Origin of the sequence: Micromonospora sp. NPDC048169 (assembly GCF_040652815.1) — a bacterium.
Taxonomy (GTDB): domain Bacteria; phylum Actinomycetota; class Actinomycetes; order Mycobacteriales; family Micromonosporaceae; genus Micromonospora.
The window spans coordinates 12960-33080 of the sequence record NZ_JBEZMS010000001.1; the positions used below are offsets into that span (position 1 = coordinate 12960).

14 protein-coding genes are annotated in these 20121 nt (G+C 74.5%); 7 read left to right on the top strand and 7 right to left on the bottom strand.

Annotated elements, in window-relative coordinates; translation table 11 throughout:
- The first annotated feature begins 1 nt into the window (after window position 1).
- Window positions 2–3025, top strand: coding sequence for a bifunctional [glutamine synthetase] adenylyltransferase/[glutamine synthetase]-adenylyl-L-tyrosine phosphorylase (locus tag AB0D28_RS00065; RefSeq protein WP_357380534.1), 3024 nt, complete (start codon window positions 2–4; stop codon window positions 3023–3025).
- A 211-nt stretch (window positions 3026–3236) separates the two neighbouring features.
- On the opposite strand, the gene AB0D28_RS00070 is transcribed toward AB0D28_RS00065, so the two are convergent.
- Entirely contained in the window at window positions 3237–5030 is a 1794-nt protein-coding gene (locus AB0D28_RS00070; RefSeq protein ID WP_357380536.1) for a hypothetical protein, read from the bottom strand.
- A gap of 12 nt (window positions 5031–5042) precedes the next feature.
- Here AB0D28_RS00070 and mptB (AB0D28_RS00075) point away from each other — a divergent pair, with 12 nt between their 5' ends.
- Together mptB (AB0D28_RS00075) and mptB (AB0D28_RS00080) are read left to right on the top strand one after the other, a co-directional pair.
- Window positions 5043–6479 carry a polyprenol phosphomannose-dependent alpha 1,6 mannosyltransferase MptB gene (gene mptB, locus AB0D28_RS00075; RefSeq protein ID WP_357381146.1) on the top strand — a complete coding sequence of 479 codons (1437 nt, stop codon included), beginning with the start codon at window positions 5043–5045 and terminating at the stop codon, window positions 6477–6479.
- Between the two features lie 11 nt (window positions 6480–6490).
- Window positions 6491–7975: a polyprenol phosphomannose-dependent alpha 1,6 mannosyltransferase MptB gene (gene mptB / locus AB0D28_RS00080; protein WP_357380538.1), complete on the top strand. Its 1485-nt coding sequence runs from the start codon at window positions 6491–6493 to the stop codon at window positions 7973–7975.
- A 60-nt stretch (window positions 7976–8035) separates the two neighbouring features.
- Here the strand turns inward: mptB (AB0D28_RS00080) and glnA are convergent, their stop codons facing one another.
- Window positions 8036–9460 (bottom strand): type I glutamate--ammonia ligase, encoded by a 1425-nt coding sequence (glnA, locus tag AB0D28_RS00085; RefSeq protein ID WP_013287749.1) that lies wholly within the window; start codon window positions 9458–9460, stop codon window positions 8036–8038.
- A gap of 207 nt (window positions 9461–9667) precedes the next feature.
- Here glnA and AB0D28_RS00090 point away from each other — a divergent pair, with 207 nt between their 5' ends.
- Complete coding sequence (locus tag AB0D28_RS00090) at window positions 9668–10045, top strand: RDD family protein (RefSeq protein WP_354870294.1); 378 nt, start codon at window positions 9668–9670, stop codon at window positions 10043–10045.
- A 61-nt stretch (window positions 10046–10106) separates the two neighbouring features.
- Here AB0D28_RS00090 and AB0D28_RS00095 read toward each other — a convergent pair whose 3' ends face one another.
- The gene (locus AB0D28_RS00095; RefSeq protein WP_357380540.1) at window positions 10107–10796 is read right to left on the bottom strand and encodes a DUF4191 domain-containing protein; all 690 of its coding nucleotides are present in this window, start codon (window positions 10794–10796) and stop codon (window positions 10107–10109) included.
- Between the two features lie 212 nt (window positions 10797–11008).
- Between AB0D28_RS00095 and AB0D28_RS00100 the strand changes: the two genes are divergently transcribed.
- Window positions 11009–11179 (top strand): hypothetical protein, encoded by a 171-nt coding sequence (locus AB0D28_RS00100; protein WP_354869832.1) that lies wholly within the window; start codon window positions 11009–11011, stop codon window positions 11177–11179.
- A gap of 152 nt (window positions 11180–11331) precedes the next feature.
- Window positions 11332–14256, top strand: coding sequence for an AAA family ATPase (locus AB0D28_RS00105; protein ID WP_357380543.1), 2925 nt, complete (start codon window positions 11332–11334; stop codon window positions 14254–14256).
- Here AB0D28_RS00105 and AB0D28_RS00110 read toward each other — a convergent pair.
- Together AB0D28_RS00110 and lipA are read right to left on the bottom strand one after the other, a co-directional pair.
- The gene (locus AB0D28_RS00110) at window positions 14238–15824 is read right to left on the bottom strand and encodes a DUF423 domain-containing protein (RefSeq protein ID WP_357381148.1); all 1587 of its coding nucleotides are present in this window, start codon (window positions 15822–15824) and stop codon (window positions 14238–14240) included. The genes AB0D28_RS00105 and AB0D28_RS00110 overlap by 19 nt on opposite strands.
- Window positions 15825–15931: 107 nt before the next feature.
- Window positions 15932–16978, bottom strand: coding sequence for a lipoyl synthase (gene lipA / locus AB0D28_RS00115; RefSeq protein ID WP_357380545.1), 1047 nt, complete (start codon window positions 16976–16978; stop codon window positions 15932–15934).
- 356 nt (window positions 16979–17334) lie between these two features.
- Here lipA and aspS point away from each other — a divergent pair, with 356 nt between their 5' ends.
- On the top strand, window positions 17335–18621 hold the full coding sequence (gene aspS, locus AB0D28_RS00120; protein WP_357380547.1) for an aspartate--tRNA(Asn) ligase: 1287 nt from the start codon (window positions 17335–17337) through the stop codon (window positions 18619–18621).
- Window positions 18622–19079: 458 nt separating this feature from the next.
- Here the strand turns inward: aspS and AB0D28_RS00125 are convergent, their stop codons facing one another.
- Together AB0D28_RS00125 and lipB are read right to left on the bottom strand one after the other, a co-directional pair.
- On the bottom strand, window positions 19080–19472 hold the full coding sequence (locus AB0D28_RS00125; protein WP_357380549.1) for a VOC family protein: 393 nt from the start codon (window positions 19470–19472) through the stop codon (window positions 19080–19082).
- A 6-nt stretch (window positions 19473–19478) separates the two neighbouring features.
- Window positions 19479–20120 carry a lipoyl(octanoyl) transferase LipB gene (gene lipB, locus AB0D28_RS00130; RefSeq protein ID WP_357380551.1) on the bottom strand — a complete coding sequence of 214 codons (642 nt, stop codon included), beginning with the start codon at window positions 20118–20120 and terminating at the stop codon, window positions 19479–19481.
- Window position 20121: the final 1 nt, after the last annotated feature.

The window sequence follows — 20121 nt, forward strand, 5'->3', positions numbered from 1 at the left end:
GGTGACCCGGCCGGCCCGCGGGCGCCTGGCCCGCTACGGATTCGCCGAGGGTGACGGGGCCAGCCGGGCGGAGGACCTGCTCGGCCCGGACGGGCTCGCCCTGTGGCGGCCCGACACCCAGGAACCCGCCGACGAGCGTGCCGCCGAACTGCTCGCCGCGCTGTCCCGCGCCGCCGACCCGGACCTGGCCCTGCGCCAGTTGCACCGGCTGGTCGAGTCCGAGCGGCGCTCCGGCGACGAGGCGGCGATACGCGACGCCCTGGCCGCCGACGCCGGGCTGCGCCGCCGGCTGATCGCGGTGCTCGGCGCCTCCTCCGCGCTCGGTGACCATCTGGTCGCCAACCCCGGGCAGTGGGCGGTGCTGGCTACCGAGCCGGACGGGCTCGCCCCCGCCGCGGACGGCCGGCTCGACCTGGGCGTCGCCGCCCGGCTCACCACGATGACCGGCGCGGTCCCGCTGCTGCGGCAGGCGTACCGTCTTGCGCTGCTGCGCATCGCGGCGGCCGACCTGACCGGCGGGCGCGGCCTGGAGCAGACCATGGCGGCGCTGTCCGGGCTGGCCGACGCGACGCTGGCCGCCGCCTACGACATCGCCGCCGACGAGCTGCCCGACGGCACGCCGCGCCCCCGGCTGGCCGTGGTGGCGATGGGCAAGTGCGGTGGCGACGAGCTGAACTACGTCTCCGACGTCGACGTCATCTTCGTCGCCGCGGCCGACGACGATCTGCCCGCCGCGACCCAGGTCGCCACCCGGCTCATCCAGATCTGCGGGCTGGTGGCCTGGCCGGTCGACGCGGCACTGCGGCCGGAGGGCAACCGGGGTCCGCTGGTGCGTACGCTCGCCAGCCACCTCGCCTACTACAAGCGCTGGGCCCGCACCTGGGAGTTCCAGGCGCTGCTCAAGGCCCGCCCGGCCGCCGGGGACCTGGAGCTGGCAAAGGAGTGGACCGACGCGCTGGCTCCGCTCGTGTGGACCGCCGCCGAACGCCCCGAGGCGGTCGAGGACGTCCGGTCCATGCGCCGCAAGATCCTCGACAACGTGCCGCCGAAGGAGCTGGAACGCGAGATCAAGCGCGGGCCGGGCGGGCTGCGCGACATCGAGTTCGCCGTCCAGCTGCTCCAGCTCGTGCACGGCAGGGGCGACGAGTCGCTGCGGGTACCGGGCACCGTGCCGGCGCTGCGCGCGCTCGTCGCGGGCGGCTACGTGGGCCGCGCCGACGGGGAGGCGCTGCTGCGCGGCTACCGCTTCCTGCGCGCCGTCGAGCACCGGCTCCAGCTCCAGGCCCTGCGCCGTACCCACACCGTGCCGACCGAACCGGCCGCGCTGCGCTGGCTCGCCGCCGCGCTCGGCTACGTGGCCAGGCCGGGCCGCAGCGCCGTCGAGGAGTTCCGCGCCGAGTGGGTCACCCACGCCACCGAGGTACGCCGGCTGCACGCCAAACTGCTCTACCGGCCGCTGCTGGAATCCGTGGCCCGGGTGCCGGCCGAAGGGCTGCGCCTCACGCCCGAGGCGGCCCGGCACCGGCTGGAGGTGCTCGGCTTCGCCGACCCGGCCGGCGCCCTGCGGCACCTCCAGGCGCTCACCGGCGGGGTCAGCCGTACCGCGGCCATCCAGCGCACGCTGCTGCCGGTGCTGCTCGACGAGTTCGCCGACGCCCCCGAACCGGACCGCGGTCTGCTCAACTACCGGCAGGTGTCCGACAAGCTCGGCAGCACTCCGTGGTACCTGCGCCTGCTGCGCGACTCCGGCCCGGTGGCCCGCCGGCTGGCCCGGGTGCTGTCGTCCTCCCGGTACGCGGCCGACATGCTGGCCCGCGAACCGGAGGCGCTGCGGCTGCTCGCCGAGGACAGCGAACTGACCCCGCGTCCACGGGAGACGCTCGTCGAGGGCTTCGCCGCCGCCGCCGCCCGGCACGACGACCCGGTCGAGGCGATCCGGGCGGTCCGCGCGCTGCGCCGCCGGGAGCTGGTCCGGATCGCCGCCGCCGACGTGCTCAGCCGCGCCGGTTCGCTCGCCCCGCTCAACCCCCGTCCGGTCGGCGGCGGGGAACGCCGCCCCACAGTGGTGGACGTGACGGCGGTCGGCACCGCGCTGTCGCACGTCGCCGACGCCACGCTGGCCGCCGCGCTGCAAGCCGCCCGTACCGTCCACCCCGGACCGCCCGGCCTGCGCTTCGCGGTGATCGGCATGGGCCGGCTCGGCGGGTACGAGTCGAACTACCTGTCCGACGCCGACGTGCTGTTCGTCTACGACCCGCCGCCCGGGGTGGAGGAGAGCGCGGCGAGCGCCGCCGCGCACGCCATCGCCGAGGAACTGCGCCGGCTGCTGTCCGCGCCCGCCCCCGACCCGCCGCTCGGTGTCGACGCCGACCTGCGCCCGGAGGGCCGGCAGGGCCCGCTCGTCCGCAGCCTGGCCGCGTACGCGCAGTACTACGCGCGCTGGTCCCGGGTGTGGGAGGCGCAGGCGCTGCTGCGCGCCCGGCACGTCTGCGGTGACGCCGACCTGGGTGCCGAGTTCGAGGCGATGATTGAGCCGGTGCGCTACCCGGCCGAGGGGCTGACCCGCGAGCAGGTCATCGAGATCCGCCGGATCAAGGCGCGGGTCGAGACCGAGCGGCTGCCCCGCGGCGCCGACCCGGCCACCCACACCAAGCTGGGCCGGGGCGGGCTGGCCGACGTCGAGTGGGCGGTGCAGTTGCTCCAGCTCCGGTACGCCGGTCAGGTGCCCGCGCTGCGCGGCACCCGTACGCTCGACGCCCTTGCCGCCGCCCGCGACGCCGGCCTGCTCGATCCCACCGACGCCGCCGAGCTGGCCGCCGGCTGGACGCTCGCCGCCGAGGTACGGGACGCGCTGATGCTGGTACGCGGCCGGGCCGGGGACCAGTTGCCCCGGCACGGGGTGGAGCTGGCCGGCGTGGTGCGGCTGCTGGGGCGAGAGGACCAGGGCGAGTTCCTGGACGAGTACCTGCGCACCGGCCGCCACTCCCGCACAGTCGTCCAGCAAATCCTGGAGTCCCCCCTCTGACCCCGGCCCGCCCTCTCCCTCCCCACCTTCCCTCGGCGTCGATCTTGCACTTTCCGCCCCGGCGAATGGTACGAATCCGGCTTCCTGGGGGCCGCAACTTCAAGATCGACGGACAGGGGAGGGTGGTCACGGAGCGAGGCGGTCCGCCGGGAGATCTTGGAAGGGAACGGCCCTTATGGGGGCCGTTTTGTACCAAGATCTCTAGTCTGGGTCAGCTTGTGAGGGTGTAGGTGCCCGCTTGGGGGACCGTCACCGTGGTCCACTTGCCGTTCGGGGTGACCGTGGCTCCGTTGGAGGCGGTCAGCCAGCGGTCGTGGCGTACCCGGATCGGGACCGGGCCGGCGGCGGGGGCGCGGAACGTGATCGAGGCGCCGTCCTGGCGGACCAGCTCACCCGGTGCGCCGACCAGCGGGGTGGGGTCGGCCACCGCGTACAGCTTCCAGTGCCGGTCCGACCAGACCTCGGTCAGGTACGGCTGACCCAGCTCCACCAGTTTCGCCTCCGACCGTCCCACCCAGGAGAACTCGGCGTCGGGCACCGCCACGTACTGCACCGCGTTGTCGGCCAGCCAGTCCCGGTAGGTGACAGGGGTCAGCGGAACGCCGGTGCCGGACGCCCCGGGCACCGTGGTGAAGAACAGCGGGTTGCGGTCGATGTCGGCCTGGCGTAGCCAGCCCCGGGCCAGCGGCACGTCCCCCATGTGGGCCGCCTCCCAGTAGTTGCGGGTCGGCGGCACCTCCACCCGTCCGGTGAGCCCGCGCCGGTCCAGTTCCGCGCGCAGCGGCGCGAAGTACGCCGGGTCGGCCGTCGGGTCGTCGGCGCTGCGCAGGTCCGCGGTGACCACCGGCGGCTGCCACCAGCAGACGACCGCGAGCAGCGCGGCCAGCCCGAACGCGCTGAGAACCCGACGGAGTCGACGCTCTCCGGGTCGGCCCGTGCCACGCGGGCCGATGTCGGGACGGCCCTCGCTGTCCGGGCCCGCGCCGTCCCGGCCCGCGCCGAGTCGGCCTCCGAGGCGGTTCGCGGTGAGCCATGCGGGTGGCGTCGCGGCGGCGGCCAGCACCGGCAGCGCGAACATCACCACCAGGCGGGTGGCGTTCAGCCCGACCGGCGTGTGCAGCAGCGCCGACGCCAGCACTCCGGCCGCGGACAGCAACGCGCCCACCCGCACCGGCCGGTACGCCACGAGGGCCGCCACCACCAGGCTCGTCACCACGGCGTGCACTGTGTCGGCCGTGCTGATGTTCATCCAGCCGCCCTCGCCGAACAGCAGCCCGGTGACGGCGAGCGGTACGGCGGCCGGTACGGCGAGCAGCAGGCCGCCGGCGTACCGCCGGGTCAGCAGCAGCGCGACACCGGCGAGCCCGACGAACAGTCCGGCCACCGGGCTGGCCGCCGAGGCGAGCAGCGCGGCGAGGGCAGCGGCGACGGCCGCCCAGACGCTCCGGCCGCCACCGGCAGCGCCGGGACCGGCCGGCTCGGCAGCGGCAGCGCCGGGAATGACTGGCTCGGCAGCGGCACCGCTGGGACCGGCCGGCTCGGCAGCGGGATCAGCGGCGGCGGCGAGGCGGGTGCGGCGGGCGGGGATGGTGAGCGCCAGCAGCGCGGCCAGGCCGAACGCGACGCCGAGGGCGTAGGTGACCCGGCCGGAGACCAGGTTGCCGGCGATCGTGACCACGCCGACCAGGCTGCCCAGCAGCGGGCGGGGCACCCCGGTACGCACCAGCAGGGCGGCGAACGCGGTGGCGGAGGCGAGCAGGGTGAGCGCGCCGGTGAGGCGTACCCCGAGCAGCGCCATCAGCGGCGGCGAGACGAGGCTGTAGCCCCACGGGTGCACGCCGCCGTACCAGCGCAGGTCGACCAGGGCGGCACCGTGGTCGGCGAAGAAGCCGGCGCGGGCGACCTGCGCGGACAGGTCCGAGCCGGTGGCCGGCAGGATGAGCTGGAGCACGGCGAGGACGAGCGCGGACACGGCGGAGACCGCCACCACCCGACCGCCCCGCATGCCCACCTCCTGATCGCGAACCACCGTACTGGCAGCATGTCGGGCGTGTCTCACCACCTCTCGCGTTGGATCGGCCTGGCGGGCTCGGTGCTGCTCGCCGTGGCCGCGTTCCTCGGCGGCGCCCTGCCCGACGGCGAGTTGCGTCCCACCCCGGTCAGCATCTGGCAGGGCTCGAACGGGCCGCTGATCATCGGGTTGTGGCTGGTCGGCACCGGGCTGCTGGCGTGGGCCTGGTGGTCGCTGCGGGACCGGGTGCCGTCGTCCCGGTGGGTGCTGGTCACCGTCGCGCTCTGGCTGCTGCCGATGCTTGTCGCGCCGCCGCTGGGCAGCCGGGACGTGTACGCGTACGCGTGCCAGGGCGCCAGCTTCTCGGCCGGGATCAACCCCTACGAGCAGGGCGTCTCGGCGCTGCCCTGTCCCTGGCTGGACACCATCTCCTACATCTGGCGGGACACCCCGGCACCCTACGGGCCGCTGTTCGTGCTGCTCGCCGGCGCGGTGGTGGAGGCCACCGGCTCGCTGCTCGCCGCCGTCGCGCTGTTCCGGGTGCTCGCCGTGGCCGGCGTGGCGCTGACCGCGTGGGCGCTGCCGGTGCTGGCCCGCCGCTGCGGGGTGCCGCCGCGGCGCGCGCTCTGGCTGGCGCTGGCGAGCCCGCTGGTGCCCGTGCACCTGGTCTCCGGCGCGCACAACGACGCGCTGATGATCGGCCTGCTCGTGGCCGGGCTGGCGGTGGTCGCGGCCCGGCCGGGCCGGCCCGGACCGTTGCTCGCCGGTGGGGCGCTGCTCGGACTGGCCGCCGCCGTCAAGGTCACCGCGTTGGTGGTGATGCCGTTCGCCGCGCTGGCCGCGATCGTCGGGGCGTACCGGATCAGGACGCTGGTGCGCGACGGCGGGTGGGTGGTCGGCGGTTCGCTCGCGGCGCTCGCCGGGGTGACCGTCGTCTCCGGCCTGGGGCTGGGGTTCATCAGCGGCCTGGAACAGGGCGGGCTGGTGGTGGCCTGGACCTCGCCGCCGACGGCGGTGGGGCAGACCGTCGGCTACCTGCTGGCGCCGTTCGGGGTGCACGTCGACGCGCTGCCGGTGACCCGGGCGATCGGCATGGTGGTGCTGGTCGGGGTGCTGATCTGGCTCTGGTTCCGCTCGCTGCGTCGCGGTGAGCCGTTCTGGCACGCCGGGCTGGCGCTGACCGCCACCGTCGCGCTGTCCCCGCTGTTCCACCCCTGGTACTGGCTGTGGCCGCTGGCGGTGCTCGCCGCCACCGCGCACCGCACGCTGTGGTTCTCGATCGTGACTGTGGTGTCGTCGTTCCTGGTGCTGACCGACGGCACCGGTCTGGCCCGGTACTCCAAGATGCCCGGTGCGCCGCTGATGACCCTGTTCGTGATCGGGGTGGTCGTGTGGTTGGTACGGTCGGCTCGCAAGGGTCGGCAGCCGGTTCCCGTGGACTGAGGAGTGTGCCGGTGAGCGAGCCCGACGGACCCGTCCGGCCGGTCGCCGCCGGTCTCGCCCGATACACCGGTTTCGCCGGTGCGGTGCTGCTCACAGTCGCCGGGTGGCTCGGCGGCGCGCTGCCCGGCACGCCCCCGCGCGGCACGCTCGCCGCGATCTGGGCCGCACCGCACGGGCCGGTGACGCTCGGCTGCTGGCTGGCCGGGACGCTGCTGCTGGTCGGCGCCTGGTGGTCGCTGCGGTGGGGCGCGCCGTCCGGCCGGTGGGCGTACCTGACGGCCGGGCTCTGGTCGCTGCCGCTGCTCGCCGCGCCGCCGCTGGGCAGCCGCGACGTCTACTCGTACGCCTGCCAGGGCTGGACGTGGACGCAGGGGCTCAGCCCGTACCGGGTGGGTGTCGCCGCGGCCGGCTGCCCGTGGACCGGGTCGGTGTCGCCGATCTGGCGGGACACCCCGGCGCCGTACGGGCCGTTCTTCGTGCTGCTGGCCGGGCTGGCCGTGCTGGCCGGCGGCGGCCTGATCGGGACGATAGTGGCGTTGCGGCTGGTCGCGGTGGCCGGGGTGCTGCTGGCCGCGCTGTGCCTGCCCGGCCTGGCCCGCGCCGCCGGGGTGCCCACCCGCCGGGCCGCCTGGCTGGTGCTCGCGTGCCCGCTCGTCGGGATCCACCTGGTCGCGGGCGCGCACAACGACGCGCTCGCGCTCGGGCTGCTGCTGCTCGGCCTGCTGGTGCTGGTCCGCCTGCCGGGCAGGCCACGCGCGTTGCTGGTGGCCGGCGTGCTGCTGGGCCTGGCCGTGGCGGTGAAGGCGGTAGCGGTCGTGGCGCTGCCGTTCGCGGCGCTCGCCGCCGTGCACGGCCGCTACACCTGGCGGGCGCTGCTGCGCGACGGCGGGCAGCTGGCCGCGTCGGTGCTCGGCACGCTGCTCGTCGTGTCGCTCGCCACCGGCCTCGGGCTGGGCTGGGTGGGAGGGCTCGGCCACAGCGGCGACTCGCAGCAGTGGACCTCCCCGCCCACGGCTGTCGGTTTCGTCATCGACTACGCCGGGGAGCTGGCCGGGCAGCGGCCACGGGCGGTGCCTGTGGTCCGGGCGGTCGCGCTGGTGCTGCTGGCCGGACTGCTGGTGGCGCTCTGGTGGCGGGCGTGGACGGCGCTGCGGCGGCTCAACGACGCCCGGCAGCGGGTGGCCCGGCTGACGCTGGCCCGGCACCGGGTGGCGCTGCTCGGCGCGGGGCTGGCGCTCGCCGCCACGGTGCTGCTCGCCCCGGTCTTCCACCCCTGGTACGCGATCTGGCCGCTGACAGTGCTCGCGGTAGCGGCGGTGCCGCTGGCCCGCCAGGTCTGGTTCGTGGCGCCCTGCGCTGTCGCCTCGGCGCTCACCCTGCCGGACGGATCCAACCTGGCCCGGTTCAGCAAGGCGCCGGGCGCGGTGCTGATGACGGTGCTGGTGGTGGTCGTCGCGGTGGCCGGCGTCCGGGCCGCGCTGCGCCGCCGTGCTTGATGAACGGCCGGGCCGGCTCCGCCATCGCGGAGCCGGCCCGGCCGGTGCTGACGAGCGTGCTCAGCAGTCGAAGTACATCGCGAACTCGTGCGGGGTCGGGCGCAGACGCACCGGGTCGACCTCGTTGGCCCGCTTCCAGTCGACCCAGGTGGAGATCAGGTCCGGCGTGAACACGCCGCCGTCGAGCAGGTAGTCGTGGTCGGCCTCGAGCGCGTTGAGCACCTCCGGCAGCGAGCCCGGGACCTGCTTGACGTCGCCCCACTCCTCCGGCGGGAGGTCGTAGAGGTCCTTGTCGATCGGCGCCGGGGGCTCGATCTTGTTCTTGATGCCGTCCAGGCCGGCCATCATCATGGCCGAGAACGCCAGGTACGGGTTGCTGGACGGGTCCGGGACGCGGAACTCGACGCGCTTGGCCTTGGGGTTGCTGCCGGTCACCGGGATGCGGGTGCAGGCGGAGCGGTTGCGCTGCGAGTAGACCAGGTTGACCGGCGCCTCGAAGCCGGGCACCAGACGGCGGTAGGAGTTCACCGTCGGGTTGGTGAAGGCCAGCAGCGAGGGGGCGTGGTGCAGCAGGCCGCCGATGTACCAGCGGGCGGTGTCCGACAGCCCGGCGTAGCCGGTCTCGTCGTAGAACAGCGGCTCGCCGCCCCGCCAGAGGCTCTGGTGGGTGTGCATGCCGGAGCCGTTGTCGCCGAAGAGCGGCTTGGGCATGAACGTGGCGGTCTTGCCGGCGGCCCAGGTCTCGTTCTTGACGATGTACTTGAACAGCTGGAGCTGGTCGGCGGCGTGCAGCAGCGTGGAGAACTTGTAGTTGATCTCCGACTGGCCGGCGGTGCCCACCTCGTGGTGCGACCGCTCGACGGTGAAGCCGCCGTCGACGAGGCGCCGCACGATCCGGTCGCGCAGGTCGGCGTAGTGGTCCACCGGGGGAACCGGGAAGTAGCCGCCCTTGTAGGCGGTTTTGTAACCCCGGTTGCCGCCCTCCTCGATCCGGCCGCTGTTCCAGGCGCCCTCGATCGAGTCGATGTAGTAGAACGACTGGTGCGCCGAGGTCTCGTGGCGGATGGAGTCGAAGATGTAGAACTCCGCCTCCGCGCCGAAGTAGGCGGTGTCGGCGATGCCGCTGGCGGCGAGGTAGGCCTCGGCCTTCTTCGCGACATTGCGCGGGTCGCGGGAGTAGGCCTCGCGGGTGAACGGGTCGTGGATGAAGAAGTTCAGCGCGAGGGTCTTCTGGGCCCGGAACGGGTCGATGAACGCGGTGGCGACGTCCGGCAGCAGCAGCATGTCGGACTCGTGGATGGCCTGGAACCCGCGGATCGAGGAGCCGTCGAAGGCGAGGCCGTCGGTGAACACGCTGTCGTCGAACGACTCGACCGGCAGGTTGAAGTGCTGCATCACGCCGGGCAGGTCACAGAAACGTACGTCGACGAACTTCACGTCCTCGTTGGCGAGGTATCGCAGGAGTTCCTCGGAATTGGCGAACACACGTCCTCCTGGCAGGTCCACTCCGGTAGCTAACTACTGGCGACGCTATGGCCGGGGGGTTGCCCTGCCGTGTCTCGTCTGTTTCCGCCGTGTTACGTCGCTTGCGGAGCGTCATCCTAGCGCTCTCTGGTGCGGAATGTCGGAATTTTCGTCGACGGTCGAGGCGGCGTTACCCTGGCCGCTGTGACCGATACCGCCGCCACACCGGTGCCGCCCGCCACCGACCCCGCCTTCACCCCGCCCAGCCTCGGCCGCCGCTTCGGCGCCCTGATCATCGACTGGGTGCTGTGCCTGATGGTCGCCCGGGCCTTCTCCGACCCGGTCCGCGACGGCTGGCCGCCGGTCCTGGTGCTGATCCTGGAGTACGGCTTCTTCATCGGCCTGTTCGCCCAGACCCCCGGCATGTACCTGACCCGGCTGCGCTGCGTCTCCTGGGCCGACGGCGGCCGGATCGGGGTGCTGCGCGGACTGCTGCGCGGCTTCCTGCTGGCCCTGGTGGTGCCGGCCCTGCTCATGGACGAGCACCGGCGCGGCCTGCACGACCGGCTCGCCGGGTCGGTCGTCACCGACGCCCCGCGCCGCTGACCCGCACGAAGAAGGAGCCGGCCCCGCACGGGGAGCGGCTCCTTCTCGCGTACGCCGGAAGTCAGCGACCCCGGGTCTGCCGGAACGCGCCACGCGCCGGCCGCATGTTCTTCGGGATCGCGCCCTTGGGCATCTGCGGTCGCGCCGTGAGCGCCTTGAGCCGCTTGTCGAGGGCGTTGACGTCCTTCGGGGACAGGGCGCGGGGCAGCCGCATCAGCGTCATCCGCAGCTTGCGGACCGGCAGCTCACCCTCGCCCTGCCCGATCACGTAGTCGTGCAGCGGAGCGGTGCCGATCACCTTCGCCAGGCGGCGCTTCTCCTGGCCGAGCAGGCCGCGTACGCGCTGCGGGTTGCCCTCGGCCAGCAGGATCACGCCCTGCCGGCCCACCACCAGGTGCACCATGTCCATCTGGGTGGTGGAGCTGACCGCCGGGGTGACCCGCCAGTCGCCGCGCATGCTCTCCATGATCTGCGCCGCCGCGCCCGGCTGCCCCTCGGCGGCGTTCATCATCGCCTTGTTCGAGCGCAGGTTGAGCACGATCAGCACGGCCAGCAGGGCGAGCAGGATGCCGATCGGCAACCAGAGCCAACCCCAGGCGAGCACCGCGACCACGGTGAGCGCGAGCGGGATCAGCACCGCCGCCGCGGTCAGCGGCGCGAACCACTTGTCCTGCTTGGCGGTGAACCGGAACACCATCCCGATCTGCTTCAGCCGCTGGCCGAACGAGACCTTCTCCTGGGGCTTTGCCATACCGCAGAGTCTAGTGGTCGGCGCGCACCCCGTTGATCCGTGGCCGCCCCTGCGCCGAGGGCTGAGTACCTTACCGCCGCGGCGGCCCGGATCGGCCCGCCGGTAAGGAGGCCGGGCGGGCGAAGATCAGGCGGCGTACCCATGCACCGGGGGCACCTTCGCGCGGAGAGTCGATCTCGACAGGGAGACACCGCACGACAGGGAGATCCGAGATGTTCGGCAACGACGCAGACCTCATCCTCAGCATCCACCGCAGCCACGCCGCCGAGTTGCAGGCCGACGCGGCGCAGGACCGGCTGGCCCGGTCGTTGCCGCGCCGGCACCCGCGCGGATGGCTCGGCCGCCGCCAGCACCACGCCCGTACCACCGACGCCCGCCGGTGACCGCACCGGCGCCACCGGCCGTCGCCGCTCTCGTGGGCATGGCCGCGAGGGCGTACGCCGGTCCGGCCGTCACGGGGGCGGCCGGACCAGCGGCTTCTGTCGGCCCGGTCGGGCCGGTCGGGTCGTCGGGGCGCCGTGGCATGCTCGACGGCGTGACCGTACGCGCCGCCAGCACCGTCCTCGTCGGCCGCCGGCCCGAGCTGGCCGCGCTCGGCGACGCGCTCGCCCGGTGCCGGTCCGGCGACCCGGCGACGGTGCTCGTCGGCGGTGAGGCGGGCGTCGGCAAGACCCGGCTGCTGGAGGAGTTCGGCACACAGGTGGACGCGGCCGGCGCGCGACTGCTGGTGGGCCAGTGCCTGGAGCTCGGTGAGGCCGGCCTGCCGTTCGCTCCGTTCGCCGCCGCGCTGCGCGACGTGCTGCGCCACGACGGGCCGGCCGCCTTCGCCGGCTACGAGGCGGAGTTCGCCCGGCTGCTGCCCGAGCTGGCGCGGATGCCGGCCGGTGTGGCCGCGCCCGCCGGGCCGGCCCTCGCCGACACCCCGCGCGGCTACCTGTTCGACCTGGTCGCCGACCTGTTCCGGCGGCTCGCCGAGGAACGCCCGCTGGTGCTGGTGATCGAGGACCTGCACTGGGCCGACCGGTCCACCCGCGATCTGATCGGCTTCCTGGTGCGGGCCGCCCGCGCCACCCGCCTGCTCGTCGTCTGCACCTACCGCACCGACGAGCTGCACCGAGGGCATCCGCTGCGGCCGTTCCTCGCCGAGCTGGACCGGGTTCGCGGCGTGGACCGGATCGAGCTGGGCCGCCTCGACCGGGAGGGCACCGCCACCGTGCTGGCCGACCTGCTCGGCGTCGAGCAGATCGCCCGGACGGTGGACGAGGTGCACGAACGGACCCAGGGCAACCCGTTCTTCATCGAGGAGCTGGCCGCCGCCGGTGGCCCGGTCGGCTGCGCGGCCATCCCGGAGACGCTGCGTGATCTGCTGCTGGCCCGCGTCGACCGGCTGCCCGAGCCGGCTCAGCGGGTGCTGCGGATCGCCGCCGCCGGGGGGACCCGCTTCGCCCACCAGCTCCTCGCCGAGGTGGCCGGCCTGCCCGAGGCCGAACTGGAGGACGCGCTGCGCGCCGCCGTCGCCGGGCAGCTCGTGGTGGCCGACCCGGACGGCGACTACGAGTTCCGGCACGCGCTGGTCCGCGAGGCGGTGCACGACGACCTGCTGCCGGGCGAGCACGCGCGGCTGCACGCCCGGTACGCCGCCGCGATCGAGGCCCATCCGCACCTGGTCGCCGCCGGTCGCGCGCCGGCCGAGATCGCCCACCACTGGTACGCGGCACACGACCATGCGCGTGCGCTCACCGCGGCCCGGCTCGCCGCCGAGGCGGCGGCCGACCGGTACGCGTACGCCGAGCAGAGCCGGCTGCTGGAGCGCGTCCTGGAGCTGTGGGAGCAGGTGCCCGATGCCGCCGACCGGCTCGGCATGGACCACCTGCGGGTGCTGGAGGACACGCTGACCGCGGCGGTCACCGCCGGGGACCTCAGCCGGGCACTCACGCTCACCCGGGCCGCGCTGGCCGAGGTCGACCCCGACGCCGAACCGCTGCGCGCCGCGCGCCTGCTCGACCACCGGGGCCGGCTGTTCGCGCTGCTCGGCAAGAGCGACGGCGCGGCCGAGCTGCGCGAGGCGTACCGGCTGGCGGCGGGCGCGCCGCACGGCCCGGAACGCCTCGGCGTGCTCGCCGACATCGCGTCGCACCTGATGAAGGTCGACCCCCGGGAGGCCGCCTCGGTCGCCGCCGAGGCCGCCGCCGGCGCGTCCGAGGTCGGCACCGACCTGGTGCTGCTGCCCACCCGGATCGCCCTGCTGCACCGCATCGACGGCACGCCGGAGCGCGGGCTGGCCGAGCTGCGCCGGGTGGAGGCGCGGGCCCGGGCCGCAGGCGACTCGTGGGCTCTGGTCAGCGCCCTGGTCTTCCTCTCCGACGTGCTCTACGAGCTGGGCCGCTACGACGAGTCCGAACAGGCGGCCGCGGCCGGGGTGAGCGAGGCACGCCGGGTCGGCATCAGCCGCTCGATCGGGGCGTACCTGCTGTCGAACCGGGCCGAGGCGCTGATCGCGCTGGGCCGCTGGGACGAGGCGGACGCCACCTGCGCCGAGGCGGCCCGGATCGACCCGCCCGGTGTGTCCGGGCTGCACTGGCTGCAACTGCGCGCGGGGCTCCACCTGGCCCGCGCCCACCCCGGCGCGGACGAGGTCGTCGGGCGGGCGCTGGCGTTCCTCGGCCGGCCGTACCTCTGGCCGAACCACCGGCTGCCGCTGCACGAGCTGCGCGTCGAGGCCGCGCTCGCCGCCGGCGACCGGCCGGAGGCGGTACGCGCGGCGCGCGCCGCCCTGGCCGACGCGCACCTGACCGACCTGCCCCGCGAGGGCTGGCCGGTGCTGAACGCGGTGGCGCGTACCGCCGCGTTGACCGGGGACGCGACGCTCGCCGCCGACGTGTCGGCGGTGGCCGCCGCGCTGCCCGCCCGGCATCCGGCCGAGCACGCCCACGCCGCCCACGTCACGGCGATCCTCGGCGGGATGACGCCCGCCGGTCCGGCCGGCGGGCTCGCCGCGTGGCGGGCGGCGGTGGCGGCGTGGCGTACGGCCGGGCAGCCGTACCCGCTGGGCCGGGCGCTGCTGGGGCTGGCCGAGGCGGCAGCGGCGGCCGGTGAGCGCGACGAGGTGGCCGCCCGGGTGCGGGAGACGGCCGAGCTGGCCGCCCGGCTGGGCGCCACCCCGCTGGGCGAGCAGGCGGCGACGCTGGCCCGCCGGGTCGGGCTGCGGGGCACCGGGCGACCGGGTCCGGACCTGCTGACCAGCCGGGAGCGGGAGGTGCTGCGGCTGGTCGCCGAGGGGCACAGCAACAGCCGGATCGCCGAGCGGCTCTTCATCTCGCCGAAGACGGCGAGCGTGCACGTGTCCCGGATCATCGCCAAGCTCGACGTGACCAACCGGGTGGAGGCCGCCGCGCTGGCCCACCGCCTCGGCCTGCTCGAAGCTGCGCCGCCGGGCCTGCGTCAGCGGCGCGGCAGGTAGATGCGCCAGCCGGGCACCGTGACCACGTCGAGCATGCCCGGTGCGGTGCCGACGCGCTGGTCCAGCCGCGCGGCCAGCGGTGAGCCGGCCGGTGCCACCCACGCGGCGTCCGGGTCGGCCGCCACCTCCCGCCGGTACGCGGGCAGCCTGTCGAACCCAGGGCTCAGGTCGTCGTCGACCACGGCACAGAGCACGTTCTCGCCCGTCGCGTAGGTGAGCCGGTTGCACGTCCAGTAGCCGCCGCGTACGTGCCGGACGTCGAGCGCGCCGAGCGTGTCCACGAGCGACCGGTGCCGGTCGGCCTCGGCGTGCACGTCGGGCGCGGTACGGATCACGTCCACAGTGGCCGCCGCACCGGTGCCGAGCACGCCCGCGAGCACCGCCAGCGCCCCGGCCCCCGCCACCCGGGCCATCCCGCGCCGCCGGGCAGCGGGGCGGGCCGTCCGGCGGGCGGCGAGCGGGCGGGCGGCCCGCCACAGTGGCCAGAGCAGGGCGGGCACGGCGACCGCCAGGCACGACAGGTAGCGGCTGCTCTCGATCGGCGTCCGCCCGGCCGCGTTGCTCACCGCGTACGCGGCGAGGACGCCCGCCGCGCCGCCGAGCAGCGCCAGCCGTACCCCGGCCGACACCCGCTCCGGCGAGGGCGGGCCGCCGGGAGCATGGCGGAGCGTGTGCCACGCGGCGAGCACGGCGAGCACCAGCAGCACCGGGAACGCGACGGCCCACCAGAGCTGCCAGGTGGCGCACCGGCCGGGCGAGCAGAAACCCATCGCCAGCGGCGGCCCGAGGACCAGCCCGCCGTGCAGCCGGTCCACCCAGTCCGCCGGTGCGCCCGTGCCACCTGCCGCCAGCACCGCGGCCACCGGGTTGCGGCCGTGCCGGATGCTGTCGGCGAGCATCGGCGCCGCGCCCAGCAGCAGCGCACCGGCCAGCACCATCCCGGCCCGTCCGGCCAGTTCCCGCCACCGCCACGCCACGAGCAGCGCGCCGAGCGTCAGCACGTACGGCAGGATCAGCGGGTCCACCCAGAGCAGCACCCCGGCGATCAGCCCCCAGGCCGCCCAGCGGGGCAGCCGCGCGTCCGCCCTGGTCACACAGAGGCCGACCGTCAGCAGCGCCAGCGCGGCGCCGGCCGGGTTCAGCTCCGGGTAGCCGCCACCGGCGATGAGCTGGTTCTTCACCACCCGGTCGGAGCCGAGCGCCAGCACGGCGACGACGAGCAGCGCGTACCAGCGGTCACCGCCGAGTCGCCGGGTCAGCCGCCAGGACAGCAGCAGGAACAACGCGTACAACGCCAGCGTGGGCAGCCGCAGTACGAGCACCGACGGCCCGGCGAGCGCTACCAGCGGCGCGGCCAGGTACGCCTCCAGCGTGCCCATGTACGCCTGGCCGTAGAACCACACCGGGAAGCCGTCACCATCGGCGATGTGCAGGGCGGCCAGCCCCATCGTCGCCTCGTCGCTGTTCGCGGGCGGCACGTCGGCGAACAGCAGCGCCAGCCGGTAGCCCACAGCGGCGAACCCGACGAGCACCGCGAGCAGCGTCGGAGACGGCAGCCGCCGGGGCATACGAGGGCGCACGGTCTCGCGTGGCTCCTCGCGTACCCCGGCGGTCATGCCTGTGATCATGACATCCGGCGCGCGGCGGTGGTGGGCGACGCGGTGACCGGCCGGCCTCAGCCGGCGACGGCGACCTGCTCGCGGGCGGCGAGCGCCTGCTGGTAGAGGCGGCCCGCGCGGTACGACGAGCGGACCAGCGGGCCGCTCATCACGCCCGCGAAGCCGATCTCCTCGGCCTCCTCGCGCAGCTCGACGAACTCCTCCGGCTTCACCCAGCGGGTCACCGGGTGGTGCCGGGGGGAGGGGCGCAGGTACTGCGTGATGGTGATCAGCTCGCAGCCCGCCTCGTGCAGGTCGCGCAGCGCCTGGGACACCTCGGCGCGTTCCTCGCCCATGCCCAGGATCAGGTTGCTCTTGGTGACCAGGCCGTCCGCGCGGGCCTGGCGGATCACGTCCAGCGAACGCTCGTAGCGGAACGCCGGCCGGATGCGCTTGAAGATGCGCGGCACCGTCTCCACGTTGTGCGCCAGCACCTCGGGCCGCGAGCCGAAGACCTCGGCGAGCTGCTCGGGCACCGCGTTGAAGTCGGGGATCAGCAGCTCGACACCGCAGCCGGACTGCAGCGCGTGGATCTGCCGGACCGTCTCGGCGTAGAGCCAGGCGCCGCCGTCGGGCAGGTCGTCGCGGGCGACACCGGTGATGGTCGCGTACCGCAGGCCCATCGCCGCCACCGACTCGGCGACGCGCCGGGGCTCGTCGGCGTCGAACTCGGCCGGCTTGCCGGTGTCGATCTGGCAGAAGTCGCAGCGCCGGGTGCACTGGTCACCACCGATGAGGAAGGTGGCCTCCCGGTCCTCCCAGCACTCGTAGATGTTGGGGCAGCCGGCCTCCTGGCACACCGTGTGCAGCCCTTCGCGCGAGACGAGCCCGCGCAGCTGGGTGTACTCCGGGCCCATCTTGGCCTTCACCTTGATCCACGGCGGCTTGCGCTCGATCGGCGTCTCGGCGTTGCGCGCCTCGATCCGCAGCATCCGCCGCCCCTCGGGGGCGACAGTCGCGGTGCGCGCTGGCTGCTCAGTCGTCGGCGCGGATTGCTCGATCGTCACAAAACCGAGCGTACGCCGGTCGGCGCCGGTCGATGAACGGCGGGCGACGGCCGTCACGCCCGAATCGCTGTGACACCGGACACCAAGGGCGAAAAAACCCGGTCACAGCGACGCCTGCGCGGTGCTAGCGTGCCGGGCAGAGCTGTGACGGAGCCGAGTAACGGACCGATCCGTCAGTCGAGAGAGCCGCCGGTTGCTGCGAGGCGGTCTGGCGCCGGTCCGCGAAGACCCTCCCGAGCTGCGGGAAGAACGGCGCGTCGCGCCCAGTAGAGCCCGCCCGGCCGGCCCCGGTGAAAAGGCGACGAACGAGGCTCCCGCCCTGGCGGGGGCGAAGGTGTGGTGGCACCGCGAGGTTCCCGCTCGCCCACACCTCCCTGGGGATCGCGTTGCGATTGGTCAAGGAGGTAGTCGTCGTGCAACGCATCCTGTCCACAGAACTCCCCGCCCAGGTGGGCGCCGTCGTGCGGCTCGCCGGGTGGGTCCACCGCCGCCGGCTGCTCAAGTCGGTGGCCTTCCTGATCCTGCGGGACGCCGCGGGGCTCGCCCAGGTGGTGGTCGCCGCACCCGCCGTGCGCGAGCAGGTCGAGGCGCTCACCGAGGAGACGGTCGTCGAGGTCGTCGGCACGGTGGTCGCGAACCCCGCCGCGCCCGCCGGGGTCGAGGTCGTCGAGCCGACGGTACGTCTGCTCGGGCCGCCCGCCGTCCCGCCCCCGTTCGACCTGTACCGGCCGGTGCTCACCGCCACCCTGCCCACCCAGCTCGACCACGCGCCGGTCGCGCTGCGGCACCCGGTCCGCTCCGCCGCGCTGCGGATCTCGGCGGCGGCCGTGTCCGGCTTCCGGGCCACGCTCGACCGCGAGGGCTTCGTCGAGGTGCACACGCCGAAGGTGGTCGCCTCGTCCACCGAGAGCGGGGCGAACGTGTTCGCGCTGGACTGGTTCGGGCGGCCCGCCTATCTGGCCCAGTCGCCGCAGTTCTACAAGCAGCTCATGGTCGGCGTCTTCGAGCGGGTCTACGAGGTGGGGCCGGTGTTCCGCGCCGAGCCGCACGACACGGTCCGCCACCTGGCCCAGTACACGTCGCTCGACGTCGAGCTGGGGTTCGTGGCCGACCACCGGGACGTGATGGCGGTGCTGCGGGACACCCTGGCCGGGATGCTCGACGCCGTGGCCGACCGGGCCGGCGGTGCGCTGGCCACGCTGGGCGTGACGGTGCCGGCGGCACCGGCCGAGATCCCGGCGGTGCACTTCACCGACGCGCTGAAGATCGCCGGAGCGCCGGCCGACGAACCCGACCTGGCGCCGGCGCACGAGCGGGCGCTGGGGGAGTGGGCGCTGCGCGAGCACGGCAGCGACTTCCTCTTCGTCACCGGCTATCCGATGGCGAAACGCCCCTTCTACACCCACCCGGACCCGGCCCGGCCCGCGTACTCAAACGGTTTCGACCTGTTGTTCCGGGGCGTCGAGCTGGTCACCGGCGGGCAGCGGCTGCACCGGCACGCCGACTACCTGGCCGCGCTCGCGGCGCGGGGCGAACCGGTGGAGCCGTACGCCGGGTACGTGGACGCGTTCCGGCAGGGCATGCCGCCGCACGGCGGCTTCGCGATCGGGCTGGAGCGGTTCGTCGCCCGGCTCACCGGCGCGGCGAACGTCCGCGAGGTGACCGCCTTCCCGCGCGACCTGCACCGCCTCACGCCCTGACGACGGGCCGGTGCGGCCTGCTCCCTGCCGGCCGGGGGGCTTGCTCGTCGGCGTTTCGCCGGCGCCCTGGTTGGCGGAGGGCGGCTCAGTGGCGACTGAGAGTGAGGAAGGGGCGCGTCGTCGATTGTCACGTTCGGTGATGGCGTGTCCGGGGTCGCCGGGAGGCCCTGGTGGCTGACGGATCGCGCTGAACAGGGGTTATGACGAACGGCGGCCGAGCGGGAGGGATGGGTTTCTGCGCCCTTTGCTCTGCAGCCGCGGGCGCAATGATCGACCATGAGTTACCGCTGCGTATCCGGCTGCAGAGCAAAGTCGCCAGGAGGACGTATGCCTCGGGTGCCGGAACGTCGCTCACGGTGACGACCGTCAGATCGGATCCGGAGGGCGGCGAGCCGGACCGGTCGGCCACCGCGCGTCGAGCGGACGCGCGGTGGCCGAGGGCGGGGGAGAGAGGGCGGTCAGGCCGGGCCGAGCAGGTCCCAGGGGTTGCCGGCGATGTCCCGGAAGACGGCGACGCGGCCGTACGGCTCGGTGCGGGGTGGCCGGACGAACTCGACGCCCGCGTCGAGCATCCGGCGATACACCGCCTCGAAGTCGTCGACCCGGAGGAAGAAGCCCACCCGGCCGTGGGTCTGGTCGCCGACCGCACCGGACTGGTGCTCGCCGTCGGCGCGGGCCAGCAGCAGGCCGGTGCCGCCGCCGGGCGGGCGTACCACCACCCAGCGTTTGGGCCGGCCGTCGTTCGTCAGAGAGGGCGTGTCCTCGGTCAGTTCGAAGCCGAGCACCTCGGTGAAGAAGGAGATCGCCGGGTCGTACTCGGTCACGACGAGCGTGACCAGGTCGAGCCGCACGGGGGCTCAGACCCGGGTCAGCGTCGGCAGGTGCCGTTCGACCACCGGCAGCACGTCGGCGACGGTGATCGGCCGGCCCAGCTCGGCGGTCAGCGAGGTGACCCCGGCGTCGCGGATGCCGCAGGGCACGATCCGGTCGAAGAAGCCCAGGTCGCAGTCGCAGTTGATGGAGAAGCCGTGCAGCGTGACGCCGCGGGCCACCCGGATGCCGATCGCGGCCACCTTGCGGGCCGGGCCCCTGTCGTCCTCCGGCACCCACACGCCGCTGCGGCCCTCGACCCGGCCGGCGGCCAGCCCGAACTCGGCGCAGACGTCGATCAGCAACTGCTCGGTGCGGCGGACGTAGGCGACCACGTCGACCGGGTCGGGCAGCCGGACGATCGGGTAGCCGACGAGCTGCCCCGGGCCGTGCCAGGTGATCTTCCCGCCGCGGTCCACGTCCACCACCGGGGTGCCGTCCATCGGCCGGTCCCACGGCTCGGTGCGCTTGCCGGCGGTGTAGACGCTGGGGTGCTCCAGCAGCAGCACGGTATCGCCCCGCTCGCCGGCCACCACCGCCTCGTGCAGCCGGCGCTGTTCGTCCCAGGCGGCCTGGTAGTCGAGCAGGCCGGCGTGGACGGCGGTCAACCCGGAAGTCGTCACGCTCACC